Source organism: Methylomusa anaerophila (assembly GCF_003966895.1).
GTDB classification, from domain to species: Bacteria; Bacillota; Negativicutes; order Sporomusales; family Sporomusaceae; genus Methylomusa; species Methylomusa anaerophila.
This window is the reverse complement of record NZ_AP018449.1, coordinates 3,661,291-3,676,702: the sequence shown is the minus strand read 5'-3', so window position 1 is coordinate 3,676,702 and position 15,412 is coordinate 3,661,291. Positions and strand designations below refer to the sequence as shown.

General features: G+C 44.0%; 13 protein-coding genes. 2 read left to right on the top strand and 11 right to left on the bottom strand.

Annotated features, from left to right (window positions below):
- Window positions 1-29: 29 nt before the first annotated feature.
- The 7 genes from MAMMFC1_RS16475 to MAMMFC1_RS16445 all read right to left on the bottom strand — a co-directional run bounded on the left by MAMMFC1_RS16475 (window position 30) and on the right by MAMMFC1_RS16445 (window position 11,192).
- Entirely contained in the window at window positions 30-5,363 is a 5,334-nt protein-coding gene (locus MAMMFC1_RS16475; protein ID WP_126309584.1) for a heavy metal translocating P-type ATPase, read from the bottom strand.
- Window positions 5,364-5,495: 132 nt separating this feature from the next.
- The gene (locus MAMMFC1_RS16470; protein ID WP_232035484.1) at window positions 5,496-5,795 is read right to left on the bottom strand and encodes a hypothetical protein; all 300 of its coding nucleotides are present in this window, start codon (window positions 5,793-5,795) and stop codon (window positions 5,496-5,498) included.
- Window positions 5,796-5,923: 128 nt separating this feature from the next.
- Window positions 5,924-6,565, bottom strand: coding sequence for a hypothetical protein (locus MAMMFC1_RS16465; RefSeq protein ID WP_126309583.1), 642 nt, complete (start codon window positions 6,563-6,565; stop codon window positions 5,924-5,926).
- A gap of 406 nt (window positions 6,566-6,971) precedes the next feature.
- The gene (locus MAMMFC1_RS16460) at window positions 6,972-7,775 is read right to left on the bottom strand and encodes a hypothetical protein (protein WP_126309582.1); all 804 of its coding nucleotides are present in this window, start codon (window positions 7,773-7,775) and stop codon (window positions 6,972-6,974) included.
- A 157-nt stretch (window positions 7,776-7,932) separates the two neighbouring features.
- Entirely contained in the window at window positions 7,933-9,180 is a 1,248-nt protein-coding gene (locus tag MAMMFC1_RS16455; protein ID WP_126309581.1) for an aminotransferase class I/II-fold pyridoxal phosphate-dependent enzyme, read from the bottom strand.
- 347 nt (window positions 9,181-9,527) lie between these two features.
- Window positions 9,528-9,797 carry an alpha/beta-type small acid-soluble spore protein gene (locus MAMMFC1_RS16450; RefSeq protein WP_126309580.1) on the bottom strand — a complete coding sequence of 90 codons (270 nt, stop codon included), beginning with the start codon at window positions 9,795-9,797 and terminating at the stop codon, window positions 9,528-9,530.
- 165 nt (window positions 9,798-9,962) lie between these two features.
- Complete coding sequence (locus MAMMFC1_RS16445; RefSeq protein ID WP_126309579.1) at window positions 9,963-11,192, bottom strand: aspartate kinase; 1,230 nt, start codon at window positions 11,190-11,192, stop codon at window positions 9,963-9,965.
- 584 nt (window positions 11,193-11,776) lie between these two features.
- Between MAMMFC1_RS16445 and MAMMFC1_RS16440 the strand changes: the two genes are divergently transcribed.
- Together MAMMFC1_RS16440 and MAMMFC1_RS16435 are read left to right on the top strand one after the other, a co-directional pair.
- Window positions 11,777-12,067 carry a hypothetical protein gene (locus MAMMFC1_RS16440; RefSeq protein ID WP_126309578.1) on the top strand — a complete coding sequence of 97 codons (291 nt, stop codon included), beginning with the start codon at window positions 11,777-11,779 and terminating at the stop codon, window positions 12,065-12,067.
- Window positions 12,068-12,070: 3 nt separating this feature from the next.
- On the top strand, window positions 12,071-12,388 hold the full coding sequence (locus MAMMFC1_RS16435; RefSeq protein ID WP_145987651.1) for a hypothetical protein: 318 nt from the start codon (window positions 12,071-12,073) through the stop codon (window positions 12,386-12,388).
- Between the two features lie 216 nt (window positions 12,389-12,604).
- Here MAMMFC1_RS16435 and MAMMFC1_RS16430 read toward each other — a convergent pair whose 3' ends face one another.
- From MAMMFC1_RS16430 to MAMMFC1_RS16420, 4 genes are all read right to left on the bottom strand, one after another.
- Complete coding sequence (locus MAMMFC1_RS16430) at window positions 12,605-13,048, bottom strand: hypothetical protein (RefSeq protein WP_126309576.1); 444 nt, start codon at window positions 13,046-13,048, stop codon at window positions 12,605-12,607.
- Window positions 13,049-13,637: 589 nt separating this feature from the next.
- Window positions 13,638-14,546, bottom strand: coding sequence for a DMT family transporter (locus MAMMFC1_RS16425; RefSeq protein WP_126309575.1), 909 nt, complete (start codon window positions 14,544-14,546; stop codon window positions 13,638-13,640).
- Between the two features lie 39 nt (window positions 14,547-14,585).
- Window positions 14,586-14,726, bottom strand: a complete 141-nt coding sequence (locus MAMMFC1_RS22460; RefSeq protein ID WP_232035483.1) for a hypothetical protein — start codon at window positions 14,724-14,726, stop codon at window positions 14,586-14,588.
- A gap of 282 nt (window positions 14,727-15,008) precedes the next feature.
- Window positions 15,009-15,404, bottom strand: coding sequence for a class II SORL domain-containing protein (locus tag MAMMFC1_RS16420; protein WP_126309574.1), 396 nt, complete (start codon window positions 15,402-15,404; stop codon window positions 15,009-15,011).
- Between the last annotated feature and the right edge of the window lie 8 nt (window positions 15,405-15,412).

Below are 15,412 nucleotides of genomic sequence, written 5' to 3'. Positions count from 1 at the left end.
AGCGTGATCGGACAGATCACGCTCTTTTATTATACGGATGGCATTGGCGCCGGCACACAGGGGACGATAGGTTTGGAACTATCTGGTATAGCTTTTTCCGTTATTCTCACGGCGGCAATGTCTAACAATGATGTGAAAGCGGCCACTCCCAAAGCCAGCAACCACTCTGTCCAATAAAGCGGTACAGTTGTGAAAATGGGTTGAAGTCCAGGAATGTGAATAGCCCCGATAACCATGGCCATGGATAGCGCAACTGCGGCAACAAGCGGCAAATTGCTTAACAGGCCTACCTTTCCCGCTTGTTTTTCCATACGGCAGTCAAATATATGCATGAACTGACTGATAGCAAGCTGCGCTAAAACCATTGTGCGGGCAACGGTCACATTACCGCTGCTCATAAGCTTCCACGCATACAATCCTAAACTGGCGACACCGATGAGTACTCCTCTTGTCAGGACCTTTCTGCCAAGGCCGCCGGCCAAAACGCTATCATCCGCACTTCTTGGGGGATGGTTCATAATATCTTTAGACGGCGGATCATTAACAAGGGCAACAGCAGGCAACCCATCGCCTACAAGATTTATCCATAAAAGCTGAAGGGGTAACAGCGGCAACGGCAGCCCTAGGAGCACTGCCAATAACATCATAACAACCTCACCCACATTGGTGGCTACAAGGTAACGAATTGATTTACGTATGTTGGCGTATATGGAACGTCCTTCCTCTATTGCCTTGACAATTGTTGCAAAATTGTCATCAGCAAGAGTCATACTTGCAGCTTCCTTGGTGACATCAGTTCCGGTTATACCCATGGCAATGCCGATATCGGCCGCTTTTACCGCCGGCGCGTCATTAACGCCGTCACCGGTCATGGCAACAACGAATCCCTTATCTTTAAAAGCTTTCACAATCTTTAATTTATGATGCGGCGATGTACGGGCAAAAACTGTGGCATTGCCGGTTACTGCCGCGAGTTCGGCATCACTCATCTGATCAATTTCGCGTCCCAATACAATCCTGTTATCTGAGTCAAAAATCCCCAGCTCTTTCGCAATGGCCTTGGCCGTATTGGGATGATCACCGGTAATCATAACGACCTTAATGCCGGCCCGGTGACATTTGGCGATAGCCGGCAGAACCTCCGGGCGCGGCGGGTCAATCATCCCGACGAGGCCACAAAATACTAAACCTTGTTCCAGGTTTTCAACGTTATCCTCCGCATCTGAGCTAAACGGGCGAAAAGCAGTTGCCAGTACACGTAAAGCCTCGCCGGTCATTTGCTCATTTGCTCGCAGTATTCTTTCCCGTTCTTCATCCCCCAGCGGAATAATGTCCCCGTCTGGCAGGAGGTAGTGGGTACAAGCCGAAAGCACTGTATCCGGCGCTCCTTTGGTATATAATATTTTGCTTTCTTTTTCTAGTTCTGCCGATTTTTCCATTTTTGAGCAAACAACAGACATCATCCGCCGTTCCGGTTCAAATGGTATCTCTTTTTCCCTTTTATACATTTTTTCTAAGTCATGGCACCATATTCCCGCTTTAGCCGCGGCTACCACTAACGCGCCTTCTGTGGGATCACCGGCCATACTCCAGCCGCCGGCGCGACGGTCATCCAGGGAAACGATGCGGGAGTGTTTGACCTGCTGGCATAGTTTCGCATTATTGCATAAAGCCCCGGCAACGAGAGTCCGGGCTAGACTTTCATCGGCTGTGATGCTGTTAGTATCAACCGTTTGCCCGTTTTGAATAAACTCTCCCTGCGGTTCGTATCCCTCACCGCTTATACGCCATTGCCGCCCGCCGCTATATATGGAGCGAACTGTCATTTCGTTCTTAGTTAAAGTTCCCGTCTTGTCGGAGCAAATTACACTTGCACAACCCAATGTCTCAATAGAGGAAAGTTGGCGAACAATAATATTCCTTTTGGTCATACGCTTAACCCCCATAGCCAAGGCAATAACCACTATGGCTGTAAGCCCTTCGGGTATGGCGGCCACTGCCAAACTGGCAGCAGTCTGTAACATCTGTATTAGCGGCAGTCCTCTCATTAATCCGGCGATGAACACAATACCGGAAACGGCCAGGCAGCCGTAAACCAGATATCGTCCTAATTCTTCCAGCCGGCGTTGAAGCGGAGTAGCTTCATTACTATGCTGTTGAATTAACGAAGCGATTTTACCCATTTCAGTATTCATGCCTGTGGCAACAACAACAGCTGTTCCCCGGCCGCGAGACACACTTGTACCCATGTATACCATATTTTTGCGATCGCCAAGAGTTAATGCCGCCGGACCTGTGAATCTATAGTTTTTCTTTGCTGATACGGTTTCACCTGTTAATGATGCTTCTTCCGCTTCAAAATGGATCGTTGTTAAAAGCCGGGCGTCTGCCGGAATTCGGTCCCCGGCTTCCAGAACAAGAATATCTCCCGGGACAAGATCTTGAGCGTTGATTTTGGTTATGCAACCATCCCTTATAACCCTGGCTTGAGGCGCCGTCATTTTTTGCAGTGCATCCATTGATTTTTCCGCCTGCTTTTCCTGCGCTGCCCCTAACCAGGCGTTGGCCATTAAGATAGCTAGCGTCAGCAGCGCATCTTTACCCTTACCCAGGAAGAAGGAAATGCCTACCGCCCCCAGCAGCACTTGTACCATAAAATCCTTAAACTGGTTTTTAAATAACTGCCAAAAACTTTCTTTCTCCCCTTCCGCCAGCAAGTTTGTCCCGTATATTTGCCGGCGACGGGAACTCTCATTTCCGGTCAGACCAATGCGGGGTAAGGTTTCAAACCGTTCACAAACCGACTCTAACGGCATAGAGTGCCAATGATCGTCGTGAACCTGCGCCTGATTGGTCACCAGGGGAAAATAATTAGCAGCATCACATTTCGAGCGGAAATATACCAGATTATTTTTATGCTTGCTTACCGCCATTTCCGGTTTGTCGTTGGCAAAACGCTGCAAATCTATCTGCTTTGTGGTCATAGCACCTGACGGAGAACTCTCAAACCGCCGCGATTTATTTTTTGCATCTTCAGTAACAATGTTAACATTGTTGACATTGTTACTATTGTTACTATTGTTGACATTGTTAATTTTGCTAATTTTGCTACTGCTATAGTGGGATTTTATTGGAAAAACCTTTGCTTCAGCCAAGGATGACTTGGTGGAACCTGATAGCAGTCGGGCAGAATTGCAGATGACAGCAACCGTACTGATGTTTTGCAAAATAGCGGCAGTTACAGGCGAAATAAAACGGGAAACAGCCAGCGCTATACCGATTACATTTAGACCTACCGCCAAGGACATGTTCTGCCTCATAATTTCCATGGTGTGATTACTAATTTGAATTGTTTCTGCAATTTTTCGCGGATCGTCACTTGACAAAACAATACCGGCGGATTTAATTGCCCAATCTGTACCGCCTGCTCCTAACGCCACTCCGGTATCCGCAGCCGCCATAGCCGGGGAATCATTGACCCCGTCACCAACCATCATGATTCTGTGTCCGTTAGCCTTCATGTCCTTGACTAGGTTTACCTTATCTTCCGGCAGCATGCCACTCCAATGTTCCGATAGCCCCAATTGCTTTGCCACTGTCTCTGCCGAATGAATAGTATCACCGGTCAACAAACCGATTTGTTCAATTCCGACTACCCTTAAATTTTCAACCGCTTCTCGGCTTTCGGCCCGAATTGTATCGGAAATGCTGATAATGCCGGCTAGTTTTCTTGCCACCGCCACGTATAAAACGCTATTGCCCAAATGTCGCATCCGGGCAGCACGGGCCTTTATTTGGCGCATATCAATTTTTTCTTCCACCATAAACTGCTCATTACCTACTAAAATTTCTTTGCCGTCAATGGTGGCGCGAACTCCCCGTCCAACAACCAAATGGTTCTCATCTGCCGGACGTAATGATAAATTCCGGGTTTTTGCCTCTTCAACCAACATGCGGGCCAAAGGATGACTGGTAGCTTTCTCAGCGGAGGCGGCCATAATCAAAAGATCTTCGGCCGACATTGTCTTCGTACATGGTACAAGTTCAGCTACTTGCGGTTTAGCAGAGGTCAAGGTGCCGGTTTTATCAAAAAGTACCGTATCTGCTAAGCCTGCCGTTTCTAAATGCCGCGCGTCCTTGACAAATATTCCATGTCTGGCAGCACGGGCAACGGCAGTGCCTAGAGCGCTCTGTCTGGCTAATACCACTGTGGCCGGACAACCGGCAAGCAATATGGCCAAGCTGCGATTAAAGTCTCTTGTTAATAAAAAAATGCCGACTGCAATAGCAATTGTCCACGGTACGATTTTGGCCGAATAGACTTCACCTGATAATCCGCTGGCGCGCAGGGAACCGCTACGCTGAACCATTCGTATAACATCATAAATTGCAGTATCTTGACCGGCTTTTTCAGTTTGTATTTTAATAGATCCCGCCTCTACCATCGCCCCGGCAAAAACGTCGTCTCCTACCCGTTTGGCGACAGGATAATACTCCCCGGTAACCGCGGCCTGAGTCACTGTTGCTTTACCGCCGCTGACGCGCCCATCAACAGAAATTCTTTCACCGGAATGGACGACGACGACATCACCTGCTTTTACGTTTTGAGCGGAAATAAGCCGTGATTTACCGTTCACGAATACCCGTGCCGACTGTTGTTTTCCTGCCAAGATTGCCTCAATGGAAGCCCGTGACCTGGCTTGCATAACATACTGAAATAAATTACTCAAATGCACGATCCAAAGCACTGACAGTCCGGTTAGGCTTTCCCGCATAGCTAACAAGATCAGGGTGGCAAGAAAAATAATTAAATCCGAGTTAATCTGCTTCTTCTTTGCCAAATGGGACAGTCCGTCTTTTAAAACCGGATATCCCGCCACAATAGTGGTCAACGCAGCAAGATTGAATATCTTTTGCGACCGGGCCAACGGCGAAACACCTAAGAGTGCCCGTTTGCCTATAAGAGCTGCCAGTACACCACCGGTAGCAGCAGCATAGATTACCGGCACAGATAAAATCCCCTTGGCGATATTCTTCACCCGGTCTGCGGTCGGCATTGCTGCTGCTTGGGTCGTATGACCGCACTGCTGTTTCGGGGCCAGCGGCGGAATTGGAATAAAGAATCGACCTATCTTTTCCATTTCACGTTTGATGGCCGGGAAAGAAATGGCGCTTTCATCAAAAACAACTAATGTCCGGCCGGTTAGAGGACTGGCACTGACAATTTTCACCCCGGCTGTTTGACTTAACTGACGAGTCAGTTCTTTCGCAAAAACCGGGTTACGGTAGAGCCCGCTCACACTGACGCGGATTCTTCCCGGCAATAAGCAAACAGGTTCCACCACTGACAGACATGATTGCAATTTCTTCTCCTCCTCGGGGATCTTAATTCTGATCAGATTAAGCTTCAAAAAACTGGCAGCAAGGACAGGTAGTCCTTGCTGCCGTGGGTCGCTACACCCACCGTATCACATTATAATTTTATTATTCTCCTATTAGAACAACTTCATTCTCGTCCAGGAAATCCCGCTCAACAGATTATCCTTGCTTTCTTTACTCCGATGTTTAATGTACCCCAGGAACTGCCCCAAGAAATTTTCCCACAGTCTGGTTACTTCCCCTTTACTTTGCGGCGACTGTTGACGCATTTCAATCGTCATATCAACCGCATCGCGTAAATCATGGGCAATTCTATTAAGTCTCTCCTGCAACTTCAGTTCCTTATCTATCTCGCAGTTAAGTTGCCGGGATTTCTCCTTGGCAACATCCTTAACATCCTGCACATCATTGATCAAGCTTTCACCTCCTCACTATCAGATCTTTATCCAATTTTGAGACTCCCGCTTTTATAAGTATCGTTAAATATCGTTGCGGCCGAGTCCCCTCATTCCAAGTTTTGACGTCCAGCATTAGCTGGACGAGTTCATTTGCCCTCCGGATCATCCGGACCAATAGTTTCAGCCATGTCGGTCATTTGCTCCGGATTAACCTCAGGTATTTCAAAGGAAGTTTTAAATCTTTCAAATTCAGCCTCACTCACCAAATCTTCAATATCCTCCTTTACTCCCGCCATCATTCCTTGCGCTTGTTCAGAAAACTCCATAATTCCTTGCATAGCTTTAACAGCGACGGGATGTAAGGCTTTTCTTACCGTAGGCAATAACAAAAATCCTAAAACGGCAGCTCCCAATCCCAGTACAACGCTTTTACCGGCGGGCGATCGCATTTGGTGCGATATCCTTCGCTGTGTCCGCGCCAATTTGCTCATACCCGGACTTTGCTCAACCAAATCAATTAAGTCGGCTAAGTGAAGAAGCTGCGCCTGTTCCTGCACAATAAGATTATCCAGAGTTTTTCGGGCGTATGGATCACTGATGCCCTCCAACTTTTGTTCATACACTCTTAAAGCAGCTAACTTTGCTTCAAATGCTTGTTCCAGACCGGTTACCGTTTCTTCGTTTATGGATTTTAATGCCTTATCCCGCATACGCCGGCTCCGTGCCCCCCGCTTCGATATCTGCCCGCGCCGGTTATCTTGCCCATCCATGTTTGCTTGTCTTTCCATAATTTATATGCTTTCCTTCCTTTCCTGTTTCTATTCCATACAAATATTAATATTGCACCATTGATTAATATTGCACCATTGATTTATATTCTCCAAAATTAACCACGCATATACGCTTTGTGCAGGATCATACTAATGATGTTTGTCTAAGAAAACGTCAAAAAGCCACCCAGATATTAGATCCGAGTGGCTTAGCGAGACTTGGTATGCCGTCTGTAGACTTCAGAAACCTATTAAAGAGTCACGGCATCATTAAGAGTGATCAGTACCTCATCCGCATTAAAATCTCTGCTAATTTAGCGGTCTTTTTCCGCCCTGCTTCGTTGTCGTCACCTTGCAGATTCCCGATCTGCGCGGCTCCTCCGCCTCGCAGACCAAAAAAATCCTCGCTAAATTAGCTATAGTTTTAATACAGATGAGGTACTAGGTTATTAAACCGATTACCCAAATTCTTCCTGTTGGAAAAACGTTTTGTGTTTTTCTTCGCCGTATTGGGGTAATAATTCAACTTTGATTTATCCAAAATTTCATAAAAAGTGCCGGCAGTTGCTGCACTTAGTTCCCGTATCAATCGTAATTTTATGTTGGTCAGTACGCCTGTAATACGCTTAATCAAAGTATCGCGACACCATCCGGCTTGCTGCCGCACATCGCAATCAATTATATGCATAAATTCACTGCCAAATTTGAAATGTTCAATTACTTTCTTAGGCAATTTCACCGGTTGGATGTGTTCCAAGCTGTTTTGCCATAGTTTATCAGCAATTTCAGTAACTGTAGCCATTACCACCATGGTGTTTTGGTATTCCATCCACAATTCAGCCAGAGCGGTTAGGCTGCTTACGTCATTTGCGTTATACGTTTTTCCGGCATTTGTGATATCAGGCGACATAATATTAAAACACAAATATAATTCTTGCTGAATTCTTGTTTTTACGTGTTCCAAGACTGCTTCGAGCTCAGCCAAGGGAACTACCTGGGTGTACAGAGAATTAAGATAAAGTTTTTCTTCACCCGCCATAACTCGTTTCACATAGAAGCTTACATTATCCGTACAATCGTTAAAAAACCGGCTGATTTCCTGCTCAATATAATCAAGACAAAATTCTACCCTGAAACTTACTTCTGCTTCTTTATAGTCTATCATATCCAAGTTTGTTGCATGCTGAAGTCTTTCTTCATCCTGAACCAGCAACGCTGTTTGGCTCATACCTGCACCCCCTTTGCCTATTAACTTATTATGTATACAAAAGTTTTCGCTATTAAATTATATGCGATAATTGTTATCAGAAGGTTAGCGGGATGTTAAGTTTATGTTAAAATAAAAAACCAAGGCTTCCCGCCCTGGTTTTACATATTCTATCCTTCTATCCTTCGACTGCCGCTAAAGCTTTTACCACTTTTCCGGCCATGCCGCTGATTTTGGTTGCTGGAACGGCGCATACCGCAATACGCACGCCTTTATCCAACGGAACTGCGTAAACGTTGTCTTCGTGCAACTTGTCACAGACAGCATTGGGTTTTTGGGCCGGAATGGTTAAAAAGAACCCGGCAACATAAGGGAGCATAAACAGGTTAACGGCTTTAGCTTCACGCATAAAGACAGCGGCTCGTTCTTGTATCATCCGGTAACAGGTGCCTCTTTCGGCCTCAACCTGGGCCAAAACAGCTTTGTCATTGTAAATAGTGGATAATAGTTTCATACACCCGCGGTTTATATTGGACCAGGTTGCCCGACTGGTAAATTGGTTTATATCCTCAAACTCTTTAACAACATCTTTATTCTTGGATATGCCGATCATCGCCCCGGTGCGTTGGCCGTACATAGTATATCCTTTAGACATGCTGAACGCCAGTACAACCAAAATATCGTCCGGCATGTTACCAAATTTTTTCATGAATCCGCGGGATTCATTTTTATCGCCGGCATAATCGATATAGGCAATATCCACGAGAAGAACAATTCGTTTTTCTTTACTCCGGGTGGCGGCCGATACAACATCTAATATCTGATCCCACTCACTGTCAGTCAGGTTGTAGCCGGTTGGGTTGTGAGCAGGAGTATTTATGATAATCACCAGATTGTTCTGTTTCGCCAACAACTCGTTAACTTTGCTTTCAAAAGATTTGATGTTAAATTTCCCATTTTCATCAAATAAAGAATATGTATCAATCTTTCGGAGAGCATCTTCACAGAGCACTTTATAGGGGTCCCAGTACCAGTCTGACGTGAGCAGAGTATCACCTATTTCGGAATAATTCCAAATCGTATGATGAATTACTCCTGATCCGCCGGCGGTAGCAACCGCGTTTATATAGGCATCAGGACGATTTTCGGCGAATGTCAGTGCGGCAGCGGCTTCCAAAAAATCCGGCAAGCCGGCAATAGGAGCATAATTAGTGACTTCGGTTATAGGCAAATTACGAAAGACTTTTTCTACAGTAGGAAGACAAACAAGCATTTCATTGTCATCCAAGATCACACCAATGGTAGCATTAACTACCTTGTCCTTACCGAACCTGGTCACAGCTTGATTGGCAGCAGAACCCGCTCCAAAGATTGTGTCGGTGGCTAATTTCCCTTTGGCATGGGTAGCCGCAAAACTATTTGTCATGATTTTCCTCCCAGAATTGGAATTACTATATATTCCGTTTATTTCTATAGTTCCTGTTCACACAAAACTAAGGATATATTTTATGTAGCATACGCGAAATTGATATTATGTGCTTACTCCGGCCATACCAAATATTATATTTCCTGCTATCAATATGGTCAAGATGAATTTTTGAAATCTGTGAATTTTTCGAGATCTAATAACAACGCATTAAAGAATTGGAACATCCGGGTATTAGGATAAGCTCAGGTTAAGCGACAGCATCGAAGCGTCCTAATACCCGGATTGTTTTCTTTAATGCGTATATAATAATAAAATAAAAAAAGAAAAAGCAGGCTTTCGCCTGCTTAGGGTCTTTGATTTGCATCAAATTTTGCCGTCACTGTTCCACCGGCATTCGGGGTTGCGCTCCCTGCGCTCCCTGCAAATTGTTGTTCCTGGGCTTGAATCATTTTTTTAACCATTTGGCCACCTACCCGACCATTGTCAGCGGAAGTTAATGCTCCCTTATAGGTGTTGTTATAGTTCTGCAGACCTAGTTCGGCAGCCGTTTCTTCTTTCAACCGGTCGAGGCCATTTTGCGCTGCTGGATTCACAGGTTTGTTGCTTCGTGACATTACGCAAAACCTCCATTTTAAAAAATATTGGGTACCTGTTATTAGGATACCAATAATCAAATAAGACATACCTTGAAATTAATGGTTTTTAATCTATATATGTATGTCGCATTATCCGGGTATTAGGTTAAGCGGCAGTGTCAAAGAAGCGTTCCCTATAAATTTCTATTTCGGAAAAAAACGGGCATGAATGGCATTGACGGCTTCTTTTACTTTGTCCTCTTGAATCAGGCAAGATATACTAATTTCCGATGTACTGATTACTCCTATATTAATACCAGCTTCTGCAAGTGCTCCGAAAGTAGTTGCGGCAATACCGGGGTTACCTAACATACCAGCGCCCACCACCGAAACCTTGGCCACATTTTCTTCAATGAGGATGCCATTAAACTCCATTTTCTTGCCAAGCTGATCCATAATTACCTTTGCTTGCGAAACATCACTTTTGGCAATCGTGAAAACCATATCAATAATATTTTTTTCGGAGCTGCGGATGCTTTGAACAATCATATCAACATCAATATTGGAATTTGCCAGGACTGAAAAAATTTTATAAGCTATACCCGGAATGTCAGGTACCCCTAAGATGGCAATCTTTGCAACATTAGTATCATGGGTAACGCCGCGAATAACGAACTCTTTTTCTTCCATCGTATACTCCTCCCTAATAAACGTACCTGGCTCCTGAACAAATGTGGAACGAACGTGAATCGGTATGCCATAATGCTTACCCAGCTCTACAGACCGGGGATGCATTACACCCGCTCCTAATCTTGCCATCTCCAGCATTTCATTATAAGTAATTTCTTTCATTCTCCTGGCCGAAGGCACCATGCGCGGATCAGTGGAATAAATTCCGTCAACATCCGTATATATCTCGCAATGATCAGCTTTTAGGACGGCAGCCAAAGCTACTGCTGTCGTGTCAGAACCGCCACGCCCCAAAGTTGTGATTTCGCCTTTATCTGTAAGTCCTTGAAAACCAGCAACTACAACAATCTTTCCAGCTTCCAGCTCGTTAAATACTTTTACCGGATCGATGCCAATAATTTTTGCCTTACAATGGATTTCATTAGTCGCAATACCCGCCTGAGAACCGGTAAAAGAAACAGCAGGATGTCCTAATTTCTGAAATGCCATGGCTAATAAGGCTATTGATACCTGCTCGCCGGTAGTAAGCAGCATATCCATTTCCCGATTGTATATCTGATCAATCGTTCCAGTAATCTCCTTGGCTAAAGTTACGAGATCATCTGTAGTATCTCCCATAGCTGAGACCACAACTATAGTTTTATCACCGGTTTTTTGTTCGTTTAATACTCTACTGGCCACAGCTCTGATCTTTTCCGGTGTCGCCACAGAACTGCCGCCAAATTTTTTTACAATTAGTGCCATGCCTATCCCCCTTTGGTACCAATAAATTAGCACGACACTGTATATTCTCCATGCGCGAACAGATTCCTTCTATGAGAGGACAAATTACAAACAAAACTTGATTTAATTGTAGAATAATACATTTACATAAATATAATCAACCGTACTTAACGGTGTTCATGAGTGCTTATAGAATACGCATTCTTACTCTTTCATAATAACACACATTTAACGATGATTGTAATAAATTTTGTAATATTACAAAATCCCAAGCGTTTGGGATTATTCAGCGCGCGCTAACTCACGACAGCGCTGTCGTATGTTAAAGGTTTCGGAACTTTGACACTGGATATTTGTGACGGACAAGTTGTCGGTCACAAAAAATGGTTCAGTCACGTGGGAAAATTCCCCACCTTACTGTGCGAATCGCACAACACAACTGGCGAAATCCGCCACTACCAGCATGTCAATTTGACAATCTGGGAAATTGACATGCTATAACTGTACGCGGAGAATTTTCCCAAGTCAAACAATAGTTTGGGACTGTCCTCTTTCCTGGTTATGGTGTAAAATAGTCCTATAGGTTTGAAAGGCAGGTATTGATCATGGAAGAGTTATTAAAACAACTCCTAGAAGGTCAGAAACAGCTATTTGAAGGTCAAAAGCAAATTACCCAGCGGCTTGACCGGATGGAATCCGATATTACCGACCTAAAAACCACCGTTAACAATATCGAAGGTCAACAAGCAGAAAACACCCAATACATTAAAGCCCTTGTTCACCGTACTGAAGAATTAGACGCCAAATTTGACGGCCTGTTAGTAAGTACGGCCACCAAAGAAAACATTGCTCGTCTTGAGGCCCAAACAGCTTCTAAAGATGATATTGCCGCCTAGCACATGATATCAACTTCCTTGTTCGTAAAGCTGCTGAACATGATAGCGATATACGCCGCATTAGAAAAGCTGAATAGTCCCACCGTTCTACAATCAATCCCCGGCCATCCCGCCGGGTTTTCTTTTATCGACGGGACTGACAACCTGGCTGCCTTAATTGGCATCGTTCCAGTCGGTAAACTCCACATCGGGGGCAACGTCGTTCGGTCTCAATCGGCAAGCGTTTGCCGAATTGATGATATTAACTGCATAGTCCGGCGGCATGATGGAGAAGCTTGTTTTTACAAAAAACACCTTGTGAAAATTTTCAAGCGCTTGTGAATGCGAATTAGAGTTATAGCCAGGCGGTAGCGCTCAATGGGGCCTCTTTAGTGGCTAGGGTATCTTTTCAAGTCAGGAAACATTTCCTTACCGATGTTTGGTAATCCCGGACGCACAACTGCCCAAATTGGACACCTCCATCCTCTTACCATACCAGAAAAATAATAAGCCTATAACCCCAATAAAATCAACTACTTTCGGGGTTATAGGCTTAATTTAATTATTGTAGAATAATACATTTACAAACACCAATCCAGCCAGTATAATTTCCCAACAGCCTTTGCTTACCATTAAAACATTCTCCTCCCTGTTGTAGCACCATTCCGCAAAGTTTCGGTAAGCATGAGCCATTTCCTGCCCCAGCGCCATAGTTCCTAAGATTGCCGCCAACATAGACACCACTTTGGGCCCTGTGGTGTGAAAAAAAGCACCGACGGCTATAAAGTAGCAGGATAAGCATAACCATACCAGAAATATAAGCGCCAGCGTTATTTGGCGAGCTGCTTTTGCCCCGACCCTTCTCCCTAGTTTAAGAAGTGCTAAACGAATCAACCTACGCCCGCAGCGTACCTTTCCCTTCTCGCAACTCATATACCGTTGAGGAATGTCATAGTTCCAGAGAAATGAACAACAGGCAACTAAGAGCAGCACCTTATGCATACCCTCACCTCCGAAAAATCAGTTCTATTCTCAGGTTCTTTCGCTTTCATTATATCATTTTTTCAATAATCCAACAATTCGTTCCATTGCTTATCCACTTGACGTAAAAAATGATCCTTGGAAACTAATTCATCAATACAAATAAATTCCATTCCATTTGCCGTGCTCTTGTTTCCTGATACATAGCCCTCACTCCTACAAAATAATCCTATGTAGATAATTCGACATAAGAGCTTCCCCAGAAGATCGTAATCATCAATAGCATAAAGTCAGCCTTAAACTGTTTATTCATCGAATTTTCCTTTCTCTTGTATGATAATTGGGCAAAGGAGTTACCTTTGCCCGACTGCTCTTACATTGCTGTTTACTTTTGTTCAAAAGTGGATATCACCGAACTGCCCGAGAAAGCTTTCATAAACAGCTATATTTTCCAATATTCCTTTTCAATCTTAGTCTGCTCAACTAACTTATTAATGAAGTCAGTTTGTGAACAGGTCCTTGTTCATTAGCATTTTATTGTTCTTTCCTTGTTTTGCGATAAATCCTATAACATACAAATTTTCACTATTGTCGTCTGGTCCTCCCCCCATTATTTTGCCAGGGTTGTGTTTACTTCTTCCTCTGACTTCTCTATTTTGCGATTAGCTAAATAAACAGACAGTAAAATAATCGCGCCACCTAGCATTTGCATCGTGCTTACCGGCTCTTGTAAAATGGTAAATCCGCCAATCACCGAAACCACCGGTATAAAATTAACAAAGAGGGAAACGTTGCTAACCCCTAATATATTCATTGCGTATACATAAAGATAATTAGCTAAAGCCGAGCAAATAATCCCCAGGTATAGTAAGTGAAGAATAATGGGGTAATTCACAGCTTCCCATTGCCAAGTTTCAAAAAAGCTGAAAGGGATTAAGGCTAAGGTACCAAAAATAACTTGATGTGTAACCACTGCTAATTGAGAATACTTCTCCGATAATGGCCTTGTGATTAACATATATATAACCCAGGATACAGTAGCCCCCAACATAAATAAAATTCCTACCAAGTTTTCGCTTGATGCTTGTTGCGGTGTGGCAACGATCAGGTAAACCCCAACGATTGATAAAATTACACTGCATATCTTGATTAACGACAACTTAGTTTTAAAAACCAGAAACTCGCCTACTATGGTGAATATTGGTATGGACGCAATGATCATCGAAGCGGCGGAGGCCGTGGTCAGTTTAATCCCTATATTTTGAAAGGAATAAAAGATTGTCACTCCCAGCACTCCCGAAAGGGCTATGAAAGGAACGTCTCTCTTAGCCAAGCGCGTGGCAGGCTCGACTTTTTTTAGTACAAGAACAAGAATCGCCGAGGCAATGATAAAGCGTAATAATGCCAGGGTCATCGGTGGTATCACAGCCACCGTTATTTTTATGCTGATAAAGGATAACCCCCAAACTACAGCGGTACAAAAAATGGCTACGAGCCCCATAACGTAAGACTGATACATTTGTATTTCCCCCAAGACTATTTTTTTTACAACAAATAGTTACGCACTTGCTTCGCTAGTATTGCCTACTATTTTATTGGCAAAGTTGTCCATTTCCAGCTTAATCCTGTTTTGCACTTCCCGATAATTGTCGCCACTAATAATTAAGTATCCCATATGCCCAGACACGATTTTAGCCATTATAGCTCCAAATAGGAAAGTTATTCGCGCTCCCATTCAAAAATATGTGGCGTTGAATATCCACAGGGCTAAAACTGAATTGCTGCCCTCAATAAATTCTCGCGCATCTATTACACCAGAGTTAGGGGAATTTATTCTGTTTAGCTCTTCGCATAATAAAACAGACCGATAGCTTTTCACTGCCGGTCTGCTTTGCTTGCAATTTATTTGCTACTCTTTTTTGATTTTTCTCTTGACTTGAGTTAGCAGGTCTTTATATGTATTCTCTTAATGAATCATTCGTTATTCTACAACGGTTACAGCTTTGGAACTTTCCCACAGTCCGTGGATATTGCAATAAGATTCAGCAATCAGAGTACCGGAAGCATTCAACTTGATAACAACTTTGCCAAACGGATCGGTACAGACCGGTCCTTTATTGGCGCCCTCCACAGATTCACCATGAGCGTTAAACTCAAATGTCGCTATTTCATAAGGGAATTTGCCATTATCAGGCTTAAAATAAAGCTTAATCCAGCGAATATGATGTTCGGTAGTATTGGGATGAGCAATTTCCTTGCCTACACATACTTCAACAGTGAGTTTTTCCCCTGCTTGCACACGATCCGCTGCCTCAAGGACCGGTACGTGCTTCTCCGCCTTCCAATCGGCACTTTGAACAAGATCAGCAATTCTCATGTGTCCAT